The following is a 16,254-nucleotide window of genomic DNA, read 5'->3' as shown; positions in this document are numbered from 1 at the left end:
CCTTGCGGGGAGGGGCCGGGGGTGGGGGTGCAAACTCCTGAACTCGGCGCCGACACCCCCACCCCAACCCCTCCCCGCAAGGGGGAGGGGCTCCCTAGTCTTCGCCCTAGTCGCCGCCACGCTGATCGCCACCTCGGCCTTCGCCCAGACCCCGCCGCCGCCGCCCGCCAACGCAGGCCCGTTCTCGATCCCGATGTCGCGGCCCACGGCGCCCGGCCCGGTCGAGGCCCTGCCCGCCCCGAAACGCTTCACCGCCAAGCGCACCATCACCGTGAAGGGTCAGCGGATCGCCTACACGTCGATCGCCGGCGAGACGTACCTCTACAACCGCGCCGCCGAGCCGATCGGCTCGATCTTCTCGTTCAGCTACCTCAGGGACGGCCCGCCGGACACGAAGCGGCCCGTCCTCTTCGTCTTCAACGGCGGCCCCGGCTCGTCGTCGCTGTGGCTGCACATGGGCGTCGTCGGCCCGCGCCGCGTGGTGCTGGACCGCGAGGTGAACCCCTCCAACACCCCGCCCTTCGACGTCGCCGACAATCCGCACAGCCTGATCGACGTGGCCGACCTCGTCTTCATCGATCCCGTCGGCACGGGCTGGTCGCGGGTGATCGGCAAGGGCTCCACGGCCGACTTCTGGGGCGTCGACGAGGACGCCGACAGCGTGGCCCAGTTCATCGAGCTCTGGCTCACCGAGCACAAGCGCTGGAACGCGCCCAAATTCGTCATGGGCGAGAGCTACGGCTCGGTCCGCGCCGCCGTCCTGCCCCGCGCGCTGATGGGCGGCCCGCTCTACATCGGCTACATGCGCGGCATCACGCTGAACGGCGTCGTCCTGCTGGGCACGACGCTGAACGCCCGCAACGCCTCGGGCGAGGCGGGCGCGGCCGAGATGCGCCAGGCGCTGATGCTCCCCGCCATGGCCGACACCGCCTGGTATCACCAGAAGATCGACCGGAGAGGCCGCAGCCTCGAGGCCTTCCACCAGGAGGTCACGGCCTTCGCCAAGGGCGACTACGCCCAGGCGCTGAAGATGGACAAGGCGGGCCAGCTCTCCGCCCCCGAACGCGCCGCGATCACCGCCCGCCTCGCCGCCTACACCGGCCTCCCGGCCGGCGCCTATGACAAGGCGCTCGCCATGACCGACGCCGAGTTCGGCCGCCGCCTGCTCGCCGACCAGGGGCTGCAGGTGGGCACGTACGACAGCCGCTACACCCTGCCCCTGGCCAACACCGGGAACGACCCCGTCGGCGACGACCCGGCCATGGGCCGCTACGTCCCCGGCTTCGTGGCCGCCTTCCACCAGACGGTGGCCGACGACCTGAAGGTCACGATGGACCGCCCCTACGGCGCCATCGTCTGGCGCGACCTCCTGCCATCCTGGAACTGGGAGCGCGGCGGCGTGCCCCCCGGCCAGTCCTTCGCCACCGACCTCGCCGTCGCCATGCGCCGCACCGAAAAGCTCCGCGTCCTCGTCGCCTCCGGCTACTACGACTTCTCCACCCACTCGGCCCCGGCCGAGTACGCCATCGAACAGGCCGGCCTGCCCAAGGACCGCGTCACGCTCCGCCGCTACGCCTCGGGCCACATGCTCTACCTCGGCGACACCGCCGGCCCCTTCGCCGACGACGTCCGCACCCTGATCCGCGACGCGACGAAGTAGGCCAAAGGCCTGCGCCCCCTTCCTTTCCCACGAAGTGGGAGAGGGGGACCGCCCGCCGAGCCGCAGGCGAAGAGCGGGTGGTGGAGAGGGCGAGCCTCATCCACTGCGTTTGGTGCGCCCGATCGATCCGCCGAGCCTGAGGCCTGCCCTCTCCCCCATCGGCTCTCCGGCCGATGGTCCCCCTCTCCCACTGCGTGGGAAAGGCAGGGTGTCCGCAAGGCCGTGGGCCGCGTGCATCTGCGCACCCCGGTCCTCAGCATCCCGAGAAAGGGGCCGTCAGATTCACGACACCCTATGAGTTGAGCCCGCGCGGCGAGACCTGTTCACCGGAAGATGGATCGATAGTCGGCGGTGCTCATCTTTTGGCGAATCCCCGCAATCAACGCATCAACGCTTGGAGCGTCGTCGATCAACCGTCCTAGAGGCGTTGGAGAGCACACCTCTCGAAGTTCTATTGCTCCGGGCGTTTTGGGTTGCACGGACTTCCAGTCGCTCGGGCGATCGTTGGTGAAGATCGCACCGCCCTTGGCATCATACGACTGACTTATTATCACGCGGTTCTTTTTGGGCCGCGCAGTCATATTCTCTCCGGATCGAGATGGATACAGTACCGTCGGCAAGCGCGTTGACGAATATGAGATGCGACCATGTTGTTTGGCTAGCTTCACTCGGCTTCAATGCACCACGGTCTAGTACAAGCGCGTTATCTGCGTCTGCGTGCACAAGTACATAGGGCGCAGCGAATGCCGCTTCGCGGATGCCCAACCCCGCCAACATGGCGAGCCCCCACGACTTGAAGCGCATAATCATTCCCCCTCGAAAATGGGCCTCAGCATAGCACACTCGAATTCTCCAACGGGTCGATCGCGGCTATCCACACCGATCGGTTCCGCTTGACGCCGCGACCCGTACGTTCTATGTTTGTTCCATGCATGGCGAAGCCGCCCAGCTGGATCAGATGCGCGAGGTCGCGTTTCGCCTCGGCATGAACCTGGGCCAGGCGGCGCTGGCCGAGGACGACATCGACCGCAAGCTCACGCTCCTCGACGCCTTCCACCGCAGCTTCGCCGCCGTCCGCCTGTCCATCGCGCTCAAGATGCGCCTCGCCCGCGAGGCCCGCACGGCGCCGCGCGCCGAAGCCGAACGCTCTGAGACCGAGCGGCCCGAGACCGAACGCCTCGAAGCGGAGGCGGCCGAACAGCCCGAGCGTCCCGAACGCTACGATGACCGCGACCGCGAGACCGAGCGCGCCAGCTTCCCGCTGCTCCTGAGCACCCTGCGACGCGTCGCCCGCGACGCCGAGACCCTCCAGCCGCAGGCCGCCGAACTCCCCGCCCTGCGCGAACTCCTCGACCGCGTCGGCGCCCAGCCCGCGCCCGCCGCCAGACCCGCGAGCCCTCTCCGCGAACGCCTCTCCGGCGGAACCGCCGCCCTCACCCTGACCGCGCCGCCCCGACCAAGGCCGTCAGGGCTCCCAGGCCTGCCACGCCACCGACCGCCTGGCCCGTGGTAGCCGGTCTTCCGGCTCCCGTGCGCCGCAGGCGCCGTTCAGTTGACCACGAACGACACGAACCACACGAACGTCCGGGCGTCCCGCCGCACCGGGCCCGCACGTGTGGTTCGTGTGGTTCGTGGTTCCATCTTTCTGGCGCGACCGCGCCAACCAACCCCTCAGCGCTTCGTCACGAACGCCCGCACCGCCGCGTTGAAGCGCGCGAGGTTCGCCTCGCCGTCGTACACGCCGTGCGGCCCCGCGAAGTAGGCCGCCGTCAGCTGCCCCGCCGGCACGCCCGCCTGGTCCAGCACATAGCGCCCTGCGTAGGCCGGGGTCGTCAGGTCGTAATAGCCCGCCGCCCAGAACAGCCGCAGCTTTGGGTCGGCCTGCATCGCCGCCCCCAGCGCCTCGTACGGATTGCTTCGCCGCTCGTGTGTCCAGGCCGCGTTCACCGAGAAGTTCACGCCATAGTACGGCTCGCTCGCCGGATACTTCAGGACCTCGGTCAGGTAGCGCCCCACCGCCGGCGACGGCGCCGGGCCGATTGCCGCCGGGCTGGGCGGTGGACCGGCCGGGGCGCCGGCCGCCCGCTTCGGCACGACCCCCAGCGCCGGGTCGTCGATCGCCCCGTCCTGCCCGGGCTCCAGCGGCGCCGTGACCGTCACGTCCAGCAGGCCCGTGCGCAGCGTCCGGTCCTTCAGGATGTTGAACATCCAGTCGTTCTTCGACAGCCGCAGGTTCTTCTCTTCGATCAGCGCGGCGGGCAGGCCGACCAGCGCCGACATCCTCTCCGCGATCCGCCGCTTCTCCGCCGCCGGCAGGCTGCCGCCCTGGATCAGCGCGGTGACGTACTCGGTGCGCGCGAACTCCACGGCCTCGGCGAACACCTGGTCCACCGTCCGCCCCGCCCGGTCGATCTTCCCGTGATGCCAGGCCCCCGCCGCCATCGTCGGCAGCGCCACGACGTAGGGCATCTCGCGCCCTGGCACCTCGCCCGCCAGCGCGATCAGCAGCACGCCGTCGAACGGCAGGTCCTTCGAGATCCCGACGATCGTGGCCGCCCGCGTCGTCCCATAGCTCTCGCCCGCCAGGAACCGCGGCGAGGCCTCGCGCCCGTTGGCCTTCAGCCACGCCTGGATCACGGTCTTCACCGCCTGGGCGTCACCCGCGTTCGAGTAGAACGGCTTGCCGTCCACGCCCGGCAGCGGCCGGCTGAAGCCGGTGCCGACGGGATCGATGAACACCAGGTCCACGGCGTCCAGCGGGCTCGCCGGGTTCGGAACCCAGCCGCCGCCGCTGCGGTCTCCGGGGGGCGCGGGCGTGCGCTTGTAGGGCCCCAGCGCGCTCATGTGCAGCGGCGAGGACGAGGCGCCCGGCCCGCCGTTGAACAGGAACATCACCGGCCGCTGCGCGCGGTCCTTCACCCCGTCGCGGACGTAGGCGATCGTCGTCGCCATCGCCGCCGGCCGGCCCGTCGCGTCGTTCAGCACGGTCTCGGCGACGGTGGCCGTATAGCGCACCGTCTGGCCGTTGAACGCGCCCTCGTGCTTCGTCACCGCCACCCGCGGCGCCGGTGCGGTCTGGGCCATCGCGGCCGTCCCCATCATCAGAAGGACGCCCAATGCGGCGCCGCCGCGGATCCACTCGTTCGCCATGCGCATCCCCGAACCTCTGCGCAGCCTACCGAGCCCTCAGCGGATTTTCTTTTCGTTGTGCGCGCCCCGCCCGCGGCGACCCTCGGCGTCCGCCCGGTCGGCTCCAGAGGCCATGCATGAGTTATGCGCAGCGGCTCTCGCCTGCGAATAGGCCGCGCGCGACGGCGGCCACTCCGGGGGGAAATCGCAAAGAAACTCCACCAACGGCGCCTAAGCTAGCAGCAGCCGCCGAAGTCTGGGCGGCGAGCAGGGGTGTTTCGTTGACGTCAGTCCGTTCGACAGGCGCCGCCGACGGGCGGACGGAGGGCGACACCCTGTTCAACGCCCCGTCCTACGCCGACTGGGTGCGCGGCGCGATGCGCGTCAAGCGGGCGCGGCCCGATGTCAGCCTGCTGTTCGAGAGCACGATCGCCGAGCCCACCCAGCTCCTGGTCGACAAGGTCCGCGAGGCGTTCTCGCAGGATCTGACCTCGCGCTATGTCAGCGTCTTCGCCGACGGCAACCGCTTCGCCATCGACGCCGTGGCCGAACGCTATGGCCTCGACCCCGAACAGATCATCGCCACCACCGGCTGCACGGGCGCCATGGCCCTGGCGCTCAAGGCGCTGGTCTCCCCAGGCGACCATGTCCTGGTCGAACGGCCCGGCTTCGACCTGCTGACGCGGCTGGCGACCGAGGCCGGCGCGACCGTCGGCGCCGTGGTCCGTAGCGGCCCGAACTACAGCCTCGACTTCGACCACCTGCGAACCCAGCTCACGGACCGCACCCGCGCCGTGATCATCACCAATCTGCACAATCCCTCGGGCGCCTGGATGGACCCGGTCGAGGTCGCGGCGGCCGCGCGGATCGCGGACGAGGTCGGCGCCGTGCTGATCGTGGACGAGATCTACGCCGACTTCGCGGCCGCAGAGGCCGCCCCGCCGGCCGCCCGGCTGGGACCCAACATCATCAGCGTCTCCAGCCTGACCAAGGTGTTCGGCCTCTTCGCCCTGAAGTTCGGATGGCTGGCGGCCGACCCGGCCCTGATCGCCCGCCTGCGCCTGGCCGCCCCGGACGGCGACATGGGCGTCTCCAAGCTCAGCCACGCCGTGGCCGCTCACGTGCTGGAGAGCCCCGCCCCCTTCGAGGCGCACTGGCAATCGGTGCTGGCCGCCACCCGTCCGGTCGTGGCGCGCCATCTCGCCGCCCTGTTCGACGATTGCCTGCTGGCGGGCGGCCTGCCGCGCTACGGCTGCATGGTCTTCCCGCGGGTAATCGGCGTGGACGACACCCGCGCGCTGGCCCGCCGCCTGCTGGAGGACTTCGACGTCCTGGTGGCGCCCGGCGAGTTCTTCGACGCCCCCGGCCACATCCGCATCGGCTTCGGCGCCGACCCGGTCGCCATAGACAAGGGCATGCTGAGGCTCCGCGCCGCCCTGGCCGCGCTGCGCCCGCGCTAGAGCCCGTCCCGGTTGGCTTGAACCAAGCCAACCGGGAGAAACGGGCTCGTCGTCTTCCTGCTGGAGCGCATCCTCATCGCCTGCGGCGCCTCATCCTCGGCGGGATGCGCTCTAGCCTCGCAAGGCGCGGCCGCGGTCAGCGTGCGCCGGCGTTTCGGAGGCGGACTCGTAGGCTTCCGCCAGGCCTTCCAGCCGCTCGATCTCGGCGCGCATGAGGTCGACGATCCCGGGCGACGTCTGGCGCCGGATCGCGGCGCGCAGCGCGCGCGCCTGTTGGAGCAGATCGGGCGGAGCCCGCCGGTCTCGCATGGACATCACAACTTCACCGTGACGCCGTTGCGCGACAGTCTTGTGACAGTCCGACGTTGACGCTGCGGCCTCAGGCCGGGAACCAGTTCCCGTGGGCGCCGTAGGGCACGCGTCGGGGCAGCTGGACCTCGGCGACCGGCCCGGCGTCGAAGGCCTGGGCGTCCAGGATGGACAGGCGCGAGACCTGATCGGCCTCATCGTGACTCAGCGCGAGGACCCAGCCGTCGTCTTCGCCGCGAGCCGCCGGCCTAGGCAGGAAGATCGGTTCGCCAAACCGCCGGCTGGCGCCGCCGTCGTAGGTGCTGCGCGCGCCGGTCTCCAGGTCGTACTTGAGCAGGTGCTGGCCCAGGGTCAGCGTCGGCGCCTTCGAGTTCAGCGTCGCCATGTAGCCCCACCGCGCCCGCAGGCCGACCAGGCCGTCGTTCACACGCGGGAAGTCGCAGGCCACGTCGTCCAGCTGTTCCTCGGTCACGGTTCCGGCGGCCTGATCGATCGTCCATTTCCACAGCCGGCCCGTGGTGGCGTCGCCGTCGTAGAGGTTGCCGAACCCGCCGGCCATCGCCTGTTCCTGGCGGCACACATGGATCACGATCCGGTCGCCGTCCTCGTAGGCGTTCACCGGGTGGAAGACGTAGCAGGGATTGATCTCGAACCAGCGCACCACGCCTCCGGCCCCGTTGCGCTTCATCACGCCCAGCCGCGCACCGGCTTCGGGATTGAACCGCAGCGGCGGCAGGCCCCGCATCGCGTCCTGCAGGCTGAACACCACCGGCAGGTCCATGAACACCACGTGGTTCCGGGTGATGTTCCAGTCGTGCATCATCACCGGGTTCGGGAGGTCGATCGGCTGGCTTTCGACCAGCACCCCCGCTGCATCGGCGCGGTAGTAGGTCAGGTAGGGCGCCTGAGCCAACTGGTAGCCGAAGAACAGCAGTTCGCCCGTCGCCGGGCATACCCGGGGATGCGCCGTCATCGCGCCCTGCAGGCGTCCGCCGAAGTCGTGGGCACCCAGGGTGGTGAGGTCGCGATCCACCGCCCACGGCAGATGGGCCTCTTCCAGCGCGAGCATCCGGCCGGCATGGCCCACGATGTTGGTGTTCGCCGGCGAGGCGGTCAGGTCAAACCGGGCCGCCATCTGCCCCATATCCTGCTCGTAGTAGGGCGTGCGGACGTAGCGGTTGCGATAGCGCGCCTGGCCGTCGCCGAGGCGGACGGCGTGCAGCATGCCGTTTCCGGCGAACCAGTGCTCGCTGGTCCCCGACCGTGGGTTCATGCCCGCGCGGATGTAGTCGCCTTCGAGATCCTTGGGGATTGCGCCCTTCACCTTGAGCGGACCGGCGTCGATCTCGTCGAGCACGGGCGCCCAGTTGCCCTGCAGGTGCCAGGCCGGCGCTTTGGACACGTCGTTCATGTCGTACTCCCCGCGCCGCTGGATCGGATCTGCAGCCCGGCCTCTGGAGCGCCGATCGACGCTAGGCAGGGGCCAAAATGCCGTCAAGGCTGCTGACCGGCCCGGGTCGGCCGGGATCACGCTTCCCGCCGGAGGATAACTTCGCTTACAAGACTGACTCGGTGGGAGGAGCGGCATGTCGGTCTACATCTTCGACGCCGTGCGGACGCCGCGCGGAAAGGGACGGCCGGATGGCGCCTTGGCCGGCGTCAAGCCCGCCCGATTGGTCGCCCAGCTCGTGGACGCCCTGCAGCAGCGCAACGGGACCGACGCGGTCCGCGCCGCCCGCCACTTCACGCTGGGCTGCGTGACCCAGGCGGGCGTCCAGGGCGGGCACATCGCCCTGTCGTCCCGCATCCAGGCCGGACTGCCGGACGAGGTCGCCTGCCTGACGATCAACAACTTCTGCGTCTCGGGCCTCAGCGCCATCGCCGATGCTGCCCGCCGGATCGAGAGCGGTCAGATCGAGATCGCCCTGGCGGGCGGCGTGGAAAGCATGTCCCAGGCGCCGTTCCTGGCCGACCAGGCCGACTACTACAGCGACATGGAGATGGCCGCGGCCATGGGCTGGGCGCCGGTCGGGCTGGCCGCGGACCTCTTGGCTACGACCGAAGGCATTACCCGGGCCGAGATGGACGCCGCGGTCCTTCGCTCGCACCGCCGCGCGGCCGCCGCCTGGGCCGAGGGCCGCTACGCCGACCGGGTGATCCCGGTGACGAACGCCGACGGCGAGGTCGTCCTCGCCCGCGACGAGAACATCCGCGACTTCGGCGAAGGCGCGGTCCTCGCCAAGCTGGGCCCCATCTTCGCGGCCACGGGCGCCCAGGGCTACGACGACATCCTGCTGGCCCACCGGCCCGAGCTGGACGCCGTCCAGCACCCGCACACGGTGGCGCACTGCCCGCCGATCTCGGATGGCGCCGCGCTGCTGCTGCTGGGCACGCTGGAGGCCGGCCGCGCGCTGGGCCTGACGCCGACAGCCCGCATCCGTTCGATCGGCGAGACCGCCGGCGACAGGGTGATGCAGCTCACCGCCGGCCTCTCGGCCATGGAGCTGGCTCTGGATCGCGCCGGCCTGGCGCTGGGCGACGTCGGCGCCGTGGAGTTCATGGAAGCGTTCGCCGTGGCGCCCGTGCTGTTCGAGCGCCGCTACGGGCCCGACATGGACCGCGTGAACCCCAACGGCGGCCACCTCGCCATGGGTCACCCGATGGGGGCCACCGGCGCCATCCTCGCCACCACCCTGCTGGATGACATGGCCCAGCTCGACGCCGCGACCGGCCTGGTGGTGGCCACCGGCGGCGTCGGCGTCGGGGCCGCCGTGGTGCTGGAACGGGCCTAGTGTTCTGTCGTCCCCAGCGCCTTCAGCAGCTGGGCCCGGTCGTAGTACTCACGCCACGTCTTCACCTTGCCGTCCTTGACCTCCAGCACGCCGACCACCGGCACCGAGCCCGGCTTGCCGTTGTAGGTGAACCGGTCGACCCGCTCGATGAACACCAGGCCGTCGATGACGCCCATGTGCGACACGTCCAGCACCACCCCGCCCGGCGCGCCTTTGCCCAGCGCCGCAATGCGCTGGTAGATCGCCTCGCGGCCCTTCACGGGCTCGATCATCATGGAGTGCAGCACGCCGTCCTCGGCGAACAGATCGCCCACCTTGCGCCAGTCGGCGGCCTTCCAGGCGGCGATCATCTCCTTGACCACCGCGACGCGGCCGGCGTCGGTATCGGCCGCCTGAGCGGCCATCGGCGCAAGCGCCATCGCAAGGGCCGCGGCGGCCGCCAGAACAATTTTCATGATGTCTCCTCCCGTGCCGGCGCCGCATCGGCGTCGACTAGTCACTTGCACAACAAGACCATGATGCTAGTCTGAGTTCAAGGGCGCGCCCACCCGGCCGCCATGACGCTCGGAGAGCTCTGATGAAGATGGAGCGGCTGCCGCCGGTGAAGACCTCCCTGCGGCCCAGCAACCACCCCTACCTGAACGGGGCCTGGACGCCGCTGCACGAGGAGGTCGACGCCACCGACCTCACCGTCATCGAAGGCAAGATTCCCACCGACATCGACGGGATCTACGTGCGCAACACCGAGAACCCCGTCCAGCAGCCTCTCGGCCGCTACCACCCCTTCGACGGGGATGGGATGCTGCACATGATCAGCTTCAAGGACGGCCGCGCCGACTACCGCAACCGCTTCGTCCGCACGCGGGGCTTCGAGGCCGAACAGGAGGCCGGCCAGGCGCTCTGGGGCGGGCTGATGGACGGACCCAACGTGTCCCTGCGGCCGGGTTTCGGCGCCCATGGCGGCCTGAAGGACGCCTCCTCCACCGACGTGGTGGTGCATGGCGGCAAGATCGTCTCGACCTTCTACCAGTGCGGCGAGGCCTATTGGCTGGACCCCGAATCCCTGGAGCAGGGCGGCGTCGCCAGCTGGGGCCCGCTCGACGGCGTCTCGGCCCACACCAAGATCGACGAAGCCACCGGCGAGCTCCTGTTCTTCAACTACTCCAAGCACGCGCCCTACATGCACTACGGCGTGGTCGATCGGACGGGAAAGCTGGTCCACTATGTGCCCGTGCCCCTGCCCGGCCCGCGCCTGCCGCACGACATGGTCTTCACGACCAACTACTCGATCCTCAACGACCTGCCGGTGTTCTGGGACGAGGAACTGCTCAAGCGCAACATCCACGCCGTGCGCGAGCACCGGGGCCTGCCCTCCCGGTTCGCGGTGATCCCGCGCTATGGCGACACCCAGGACATCAGGTGGTTCGAGGCCGACCCGACCTACATCCTGCACTTCCTCAACGCCTACGAGGAGGGCGATGAGATCGTCATGGACGGCTACTTCCAGGAGAAGCCGACCCCCCGGCCCCTGGCGGACGCGCCCGACGGCTACCAGCACATGATGGCCTTCGTCGACGAGCACAGCTTCATCCCCAAGCTGCACCGCTGGCGCTTCAACCTGAAGACCGGCAAGACCACCGAACACCACATGGACGAGCGCATCCTGGAGTTCGGGATGTTCAACAACCGCTATGCGGGAAAGCCCTACCGCTACGCCTATTCCACCCGCACCAAGCCCGGCTGGTTCCTGTTCAACGGCTATGTGAAGCACGACCTCAAGACCGGCGAGAGCTGGGAGCTGAACCTGCCCGAGGGCCGCTACGCCAGCGAGAGCCCCTTCGTGCCGCGCATCGGCGCCAAGGACGAAGACGACGGCTATCTGGTCAGCTTCATCATCGACGAGAACACCGGCACGTCGGAATGCATCCTGGTGGACTGCAAGAACTTCGAGGCCGGGCCGGTGGTCCGCATCGCCCTGCCGCACAAGATTTCCAGCGGCACCCACAGCGTGTGGGCCGACCGCGAGTTCATCCGTGAGGGCCGCATCGCCAGCCTGAACGCCGCGCCCGCCGCCTGACCGGAAGATCTAAGCACCATGGATATCAAGGACAGCGTCGCCCTGGTCACGGGCGGCAACCGCGGCATCGGCGAGGCCTTCGTGCGCGCCTTCCTCGCCGCCGGCGCAGCCAAGGTCTATGTTGGCGCCCGCGACCCGAAGAACGCCCAGCACCTGGTCGACGAAGGCCAGGGCAAGGTCGTGGCCGTCGAGCTGGACATCAGCCGTCCCGAGCAGATCGAGGGTGCGGCCGCCCGCTGCCAGGACGTCTCGATCCTGGTGAACAACGCCGGCCAGTTCGCCATGCAGACCCTGATGGGCGCTCCCGACCTCTCCGCGGCGCGCTCGGAGATGGAGACCAACTACTTCGGCCCGCTGGCCATGTGCCGCGCCTTCGCCCCGATCCTGGGCCGCCACAAGGAAAGCGCCATCGCCAATGTGCTGTCGGCCGGCGGCATCGTCGCCGTCCCCGGCATGGGCGGCTACAGCCCGTCGAAGTTCGCGGGCCGCGCCATGACCACCTGCGTCCGCGCCGAGCTGGCGCCACAGGGCACCTCGGTCACCGCGCTGATCGTGGGATCGGTCGACACTCGGATGGCGAGCCACGTCGAGGGCTTCAAGGAGACCCCGGCCACGATCGCCGAGGCGGGGCTCAAAGCGATCCGCAAGGGCGCCGACGAGGTCGACACCGACTTCATGGCCATCGACGTCCGCGCCAATCTGGCCCGCGACCCGAAGGCCCTCGAGATCGCCATGCGCCGCTCCCTGCTGGGCGAGCGCGTCACCACCGGACGCCAGGGACCCGCATGACCAGCCAGGACTACATCGACTTCGCCAGGAAATTCGTCGGCGCCATCCAGAGCGGCGACACCGCCACGGTGCGCGCCTGCTACCACCCCGACGCCAAGCTCTGGCACAACAACGACGGGATCGAGCAGACCGTCGACCAGAACATGAAGGTGCTGGACTGGTTCATCCGCGCCCTGCCCGACCGGAACTATCGGGTCCTGCGGCTCGAGGCGCTGCCGGACGGGTTCATGCAGCAGCACATCCTGGAAGCCACCCTGCCGGACGGGACCAAATGGGCCATGGACGCCTGCGTCGTGGTCAGGATGGAGAACGGCCTGATCACCCGCCTCGACGAGTACATCGACAGCGCCAAGTCGGCCCAGTTGCGCGCTCACGGGCGCTGAGGCGGGGCCTCGTAGAGCGGATCGTTCGGCTTCTTGCCGCCGTGCAGCAGGATAGCAGGGTCGCCGATCCCGCCGCGGGCCCAGGTCTCGGCGATCGGCTGCTCGCGGTTCCACTCCCAGCGCAGGGTGCGGCGAGCGATCCGCCAGACCCCCTCACGCTTCTCCATCCGGTCCACGGCGCGGGCGAGCGTGAGGGTTTCGAACGGCGGCTCGGCGGCGGGATAGCGGGCGAAGGAGAGGTAGTAGGCCTCCGACGTCGCCGTGATCGGCCCCTCGAGGTCTACCAGGATGTTGGTCACCGTGTGGGTCATCAGCCGGTCGCTGTGCAGGGTCGGCAGAATGGCGGCGATATAGTCGCTGGCGGGGCCCAGAAAGGATCCGCCGTGATCCTCCACCGCGTCGTCGTGGTAGCAGCCCCGCAGCAGCGCCTCGTCCCCGCGGTCGACGGCGCGGCTGTAGCGCAGGATCACTTCGGTGATGGCCTGCTTGTCCAGCAGGGCGCGGAGCTCGGCCTGGGAGACCTGGGGTTCGCTCATGGTCTCAACGGGTCTTCGCGTCGAAGTCCTCGACCAGTCCCATGGCCTTCAGGAGGTGCGCCCGGTCGTAGTACTCCCGCCACACCGAGATCAGGTCGCCCTCGAACTCGAGGACGCCGACCACCGGCGCCGACCCGAACTTGCCCCGGATGGTGAACTCGTCGGTCCGCTCCATGTAGAGCACCCCGTCGATCACGCCCATGTGGCGGATGTTGAGGACGATCGACTCCAGGCCGTCGCCCAGTCCGGACACCCGCTTGTAGACCGCCTCGCGGCCCACAATGGGCTCCACCATCATCGAGTGCAGCACGCCGTCGGGCGCGAACATATCGGCCACCTTGCGCCAGTCCAGCGCGCGCCAGGCCTCGGCCATCTCGCGGCCCTTGGCGATCTTCTGTTCGTCGCTCAGCGTCACCGCCATGGCCTGCGCCCTCCCTCGATCCAGATGCAGCAATTAACTTGCATAACAGTACGAACATCTGGCAAGTCGTTTTCTGCAAGCGTCACTGAACCATCGGAACGCGGGACGGCAAGCCCCGTCACGATCCGGCGGTTATGTGACTTGCTTGACGAGACGCAAACTGACGGCCTATCGCTTTCGAGCCTACGGGTAACAAAAACAATAAGTATCGGGAGGTTGTGACCAGGGATAACTGCAAGACATAGCGCGCCAACGGCAGCTCTTTTGCTGCGGTATATTGATGGCGTTATGCAAGCCGACCGCGCGACCCTTGTCCGCGGATCGGACAGGAAGTCCCAGTCACGCCCCCCGTTCGCAACCGCCTCGTCGCGGACAACACAGGGGACCGCGCCGTCACCGCGGCGGGGCCCGGGGGAGATGAAAATGAGACTTCAGCACACCGTATCGGCGATCGCCCTGCTGGCGGGTCTGGGCCTGGGCGCGCCCGCCATCGCCGCTGACGCGGACAACCAGCTCGAGGAGCTGATCGTCACCGCCCAGAAGCGCGAGGAGAACGTCCAGACCGCGCCGCTGGCGATCACGGCCATCTCGGGCGCCACGCTGGCCAAGGACCGCGTGCTGACCCTGCAGGATCTGGCCAACACCATGACCGGCATCTCGTTCACCGCGAACTCGCCGCAGTCGTTCGAGATCAACATCCGCGGCGTCGTGAACACCCGCCTCAGCTCGCCGACCGCCGACCAGTCGGTCTCGACCTTCATGGACGACGTGTTCGTCAGCCGCGCGGGCAACCTGAACTCGGCGTTCTACGACATCGCCCGCATCGAGGTGGTGCGCGGGCCGCAAGGCGTGCTGCTGGGCAAGAACGTCGCCGGCGGCGCAGTCAACATCATCAGCGCGGCGCCCAGCTTCGACGCCGGTGGGAAAGTCACCCTGACGCTCGGCAGCTATGACCTGCGCCAGACGCAAGGCCACGTCACTGGCAAGATCACCGACGGCCTCGCCGGCCGGATCTCGTTCCAGACGATCAACCACGACGGCTTCTACAAGGACATCCTGCACAACACGCGGCTGGAGAACCTCGACTCCACGCAGGCCCGCGTGCAGCTTCTGTACCGGCCCGAGGGATCAGACCTCAGCGCGCACCTGATCGTCGACTACGCCAAGGACAGCAACGACGGCATCCACCGCGTCGGCCTGAAGAGCCCCACCCTCCCGGCCAGCTTCACCCCGTGGTCGGGCACGCGCACGCTGATCGCCGCGCGGCGTCCGGGCGGCCTCAAGCAGGACGAGAGCCTGCCGATCTGGCCGCTGTTCCGGGGTGATACGGCGCCCACGCCGCAGCGCGCCGATCACGAGACCTACAGCATCATCGCCAAGGTCGAGAAGGATGTGGCCGAGAACGTCCGCTTCTCCAGCATCACCGGCTATCGCCACAACCACTCGTTCACGCTGTACGACCAGACGGGCCTGGGCCCGGCCAACGGCTTCAACGTGGCCGCGCCCCTGCTGTTCGCCGAGCCGGTCAACTTCATCGAGGGCATGAACCAGGTTTCGCAGGAAGTGCGGCTGGCCTCGACCAACGCCGACAGCCGTTTCGACTGGCTGGTGGGCGCCTACTACCAGAAGACCAACGTCCACCAGTACAACCGCTTCTGGGGTGAATCGACGGTCCTGCCGACGCTGTCGGGCGAGAGCCACTGGGACGATCACGGCCACAACCGCGACCTCGCCGCCTTCGCCCAGGTGGGCTTCAAGATCACCGACACGCTCAAGCTGGACGTCGGCGCCCGATACACCAAGGACAAGAAATACGGCTTCCAGCGGGGCATCATCGTCGCCACCGGCGACCGGTTGAACCCGAACGACACCGCGCCGCTGACGCCGCTGACCACCAACTTCGCGACGGCCTACGGCGAGTCCTGGGACGAACTGACCCCGCAGGCCACCCTGCGCTGGACGCCAGATGACGCCAACATGGCGTACTTCACGCTGTCGAAGGGCTTCAAGGGCGGCGGCTTCCAGAACAACGCGTCCAACGCCTTCGCCGCGGCGACGCCCTACGACCCCGAAAGCGTCACCAACTACGAAGCCGGCTACAAGACCGAGCTGTTCGACCGCCGCCTGCGCTGGAACACCGCGGTCTTCTACATGAAGTACAAGGACCTGCAGGTTCAGCAGACCTTGGCGTCGTGCCTCTGCAACGTCATCAGCAACGCGCCCGGCGCGACCATCAAGGGCGTTGAGACCGACGTCCAGATCGCGCCCACGCCCTGGCTGCGCGTCTGGGGCAGCGGCAGCTACGTGCACGCCGAGTACGACACCTTCATCTTCGCGGGCGTCAACAATTCGGGCAACCGCATGCAGCGGACGCCGCGGTGGCAGGGCGTGATCGGCGCCGAGGTCACCACCGACGTCGGCTCGTGGGAGGACGCGCTGTCGGCCCGCCTGAACTACCGCTACCAGGGCCGCATGCCCTGGGCGCCCGAGAACACCACTTGGGAAGACGCCTACGGCATCCTCGACGGCCGCGTGACGCTGACGCTGCCCAACCGCCCGTGGAGCGTCTCGGTCTATGCCAAGAACATCGGCGACACCGAGTACCGGACCAACATCATTCCCTTCTTCCAGGAAGAGATGTCATCGTTCGGCAATCCCCGGACCTACGGGATCGAACTCTCGGCGTCCTTCTAGACCC

At 68.8% G+C, this 16,254-nt stretch carries 14 protein-coding genes; 8 read left to right on the top strand and 6 right to left on the bottom strand.

From position 1 onward, the window contains the following. The first annotated feature begins 193 nt into the window (after positions 1-193). Together ACQ66R_RS20085 and ACQ66R_RS20080 are read left to right on the top strand one after the other, a co-directional pair. Positions 194-1,660 carry a S10 family peptidase gene (locus tag ACQ66R_RS20085; RefSeq protein WP_430424864.1) on the top strand — a complete coding sequence of 489 codons (1,467 nt, stop codon included), beginning with the start codon at positions 194-196 and terminating at the stop codon, positions 1,658-1,660. 928 nt (positions 1,661-2,588) lie between these two features. Next, positions 2,589-3,173 carry a hypothetical protein gene (locus ACQ66R_RS20080; RefSeq protein ID WP_430424862.1) on the top strand — a complete coding sequence of 195 codons (585 nt, stop codon included), beginning with the start codon at positions 2,589-2,591 and terminating at the stop codon, positions 3,171-3,173. A 158-nt stretch (positions 3,174-3,331) separates the two neighbouring features. Here the strand turns inward: ACQ66R_RS20080 and ACQ66R_RS20075 are convergent, their stop codons facing one another. After that, positions 3,332-4,810: a S10 family peptidase gene (locus tag ACQ66R_RS20075; protein ID WP_430424860.1), complete on the bottom strand. Its 1,479-nt coding sequence runs from the start codon at positions 4,808-4,810 to the stop codon at positions 3,332-3,334. Between the two features lie 260 nt (positions 4,811-5,070). Between ACQ66R_RS20075 and ACQ66R_RS20070 the strand changes: the two genes are divergently transcribed. After that, a complete protein-coding gene (locus ACQ66R_RS20070) occupies positions 5,071-6,249 on the top strand; it encodes a pyridoxal phosphate-dependent aminotransferase (RefSeq protein ID WP_430424858.1) in 1,179 nt (392 codons plus the stop codon). A gap of 111 nt (positions 6,250-6,360) precedes the next feature. On the opposite strand, the gene ACQ66R_RS20065 is transcribed toward ACQ66R_RS20070, so the two are convergent. Both ACQ66R_RS20065 and ACQ66R_RS20060 read right to left on the bottom strand, forming a co-directional pair. Further along, positions 6,361-6,564, bottom strand: a complete 204-nt coding sequence (locus ACQ66R_RS20065) for a hypothetical protein (RefSeq protein WP_430424856.1) — start codon at positions 6,562-6,564, stop codon at positions 6,361-6,363. A gap of 64 nt (positions 6,565-6,628) precedes the next feature. Next, positions 6,629-7,969, bottom strand: a complete 1,341-nt coding sequence (locus tag ACQ66R_RS20060; protein WP_430424854.1) for a carotenoid oxygenase family protein — start codon at positions 7,967-7,969, stop codon at positions 6,629-6,631. A gap of 175 nt (positions 7,970-8,144) precedes the next feature. Between ACQ66R_RS20060 and ACQ66R_RS20055 the strand changes: the two genes are divergently transcribed. Beyond that, positions 8,145-9,350, top strand: coding sequence for an acetyl-CoA C-acyltransferase (locus tag ACQ66R_RS20055; protein WP_430424852.1), 1,206 nt, complete (start codon positions 8,145-8,147; stop codon positions 9,348-9,350). Here the strand turns inward: ACQ66R_RS20055 and ACQ66R_RS20050 are convergent. Beyond that, a complete protein-coding gene (locus ACQ66R_RS20050) occupies positions 9,347-9,805 on the bottom strand; it encodes a nuclear transport factor 2 family protein (protein ID WP_430424850.1) in 459 nt (152 codons plus the stop codon). The genes ACQ66R_RS20055 and ACQ66R_RS20050 overlap by 4 nt on opposite strands. Before the next feature lie 122 nt (positions 9,806-9,927). Here ACQ66R_RS20050 and ACQ66R_RS20045 point away from each other — a divergent pair, with 122 nt between their 5' ends. From ACQ66R_RS20045 to ACQ66R_RS20035, 3 genes are read left to right on the top strand one after another with little or no spacing between them, the layout of a single operon-like run. Then, positions 9,928-11,427 (top strand): carotenoid oxygenase family protein, encoded by a 1,500-nt coding sequence (locus tag ACQ66R_RS20045; protein WP_430424848.1) that lies wholly within the window; start codon positions 9,928-9,930, stop codon positions 11,425-11,427. An 18-nt stretch (positions 11,428-11,445) separates the two neighbouring features. Then, positions 11,446-12,216: an SDR family oxidoreductase gene (locus ACQ66R_RS20040; RefSeq protein WP_430424846.1), complete on the top strand. Its 771-nt coding sequence runs from the start codon at positions 11,446-11,448 to the stop codon at positions 12,214-12,216. Then, positions 12,213-12,599 (top strand): nuclear transport factor 2 family protein, encoded by a 387-nt coding sequence (locus ACQ66R_RS20035; protein ID WP_430424844.1) that lies wholly within the window; start codon positions 12,213-12,215, stop codon positions 12,597-12,599. The genes ACQ66R_RS20040 and ACQ66R_RS20035 overlap by 4 nt, the downstream gene beginning before the upstream one ends. Here ACQ66R_RS20035 and ACQ66R_RS20030 read toward each other — a convergent pair. Then, on the bottom strand, positions 12,587-13,135 hold the full coding sequence (locus ACQ66R_RS20030) for a nuclear transport factor 2 family protein (RefSeq protein WP_430424842.1): 549 nt from the start codon (positions 13,133-13,135) through the stop codon (positions 12,587-12,589). The two genes, ACQ66R_RS20035 and ACQ66R_RS20030, sit on opposite strands and share 13 nt — an antisense overlap. Positions 13,136-13,139: 4 nt before the next feature. Beyond that, entirely contained in the window at positions 13,140-13,556 is a 417-nt protein-coding gene (locus ACQ66R_RS20025; protein ID WP_430424840.1) for a nuclear transport factor 2 family protein, read from the bottom strand. Positions 13,557-13,979: 423 nt separating this feature from the next. Between ACQ66R_RS20025 and ACQ66R_RS20020 the strand changes: the two genes are divergently transcribed. Further along, on the top strand, positions 13,980-16,250 hold the full coding sequence (locus ACQ66R_RS20020; protein ID WP_430424838.1) for a TonB-dependent receptor: 2,271 nt from the start codon (positions 13,980-13,982) through the stop codon (positions 16,248-16,250). Positions 16,251-16,254: the final 4 nt, after the last annotated feature.

Origin of the sequence: Phenylobacterium sp. (assembly GCF_965284355.1) — a bacterium.
Lineage (GTDB): Bacteria > Pseudomonadota > Alphaproteobacteria > Caulobacterales > Caulobacteraceae > Phenylobacterium.
This window is presented reverse-complemented; position numbering and strand designations above follow the sequence as displayed.

Bases quoted from the DNA above. Each gene is read 5' to 3' on its own strand.
- ACQ66R_RS20020 (WP_430424838.1), top strand. From the start codon at position 13,980: ATGAGACTTCAGCACACCGTATCGGCGATCGCCCTGCTGGCGGGTCTG.
- ACQ66R_RS20045 (WP_430424848.1), top strand. From the start codon at position 9,928: ATGAAGATGGAGCGGCTGCCGCCGGTGAAGACCTCCCTGCGGCCCAGC.
- ACQ66R_RS20025 (WP_430424840.1), bottom strand. From the start codon at position 13,556: ATGGCGGTGACGCTGAGCGACGAACAGAAGATCGCCAAGGGCCGCGAG.
- ACQ66R_RS20060 (WP_430424854.1), bottom strand. From the start codon at position 7,969: ATGAACGACGTGTCCAAAGCGCCGGCCTGGCACCTGCAGGGCAACTGG.
- ACQ66R_RS20075 (WP_430424860.1), bottom strand. From the start codon at position 4,810: ATGGCGAACGAGTGGATCCGCGGCGGCGCCGCATTGGGCGTCCTTCTG.
- ACQ66R_RS20035 (WP_430424844.1), top strand. From the start codon at position 12,213: ATGACCAGCCAGGACTACATCGACTTCGCCAGGAAATTCGTCGGCGCC.
- ACQ66R_RS20040 (WP_430424846.1), top strand. From the start codon at position 11,446: ATGGATATCAAGGACAGCGTCGCCCTGGTCACGGGCGGCAACCGCGGC.
- ACQ66R_RS20030 (WP_430424842.1), bottom strand. From the start codon at position 13,135: ATGAGCGAACCCCAGGTCTCCCAGGCCGAGCTCCGCGCCCTGCTGGAC.
- ACQ66R_RS20065 (WP_430424856.1), bottom strand. From the start codon at position 6,564: ATGTCCATGCGAGACCGGCGGGCTCCGCCCGATCTGCTCCAACAGGCG.
- ACQ66R_RS20080 (WP_430424862.1), top strand. From the start codon at position 2,589: ATGCATGGCGAAGCCGCCCAGCTGGATCAGATGCGCGAGGTCGCGTTT.
- ACQ66R_RS20055 (WP_430424852.1), top strand. From the start codon at position 8,145: ATGTCGGTCTACATCTTCGACGCCGTGCGGACGCCGCGCGGAAAGGGA.
- ACQ66R_RS20050 (WP_430424850.1), bottom strand. From the start codon at position 9,805: ATGAAAATTGTTCTGGCGGCCGCCGCGGCCCTTGCGATGGCGCTTGCG.
- ACQ66R_RS20085 (WP_430424864.1), top strand. From the start codon at position 194: ATGTCGCGGCCCACGGCGCCCGGCCCGGTCGAGGCCCTGCCCGCCCCG.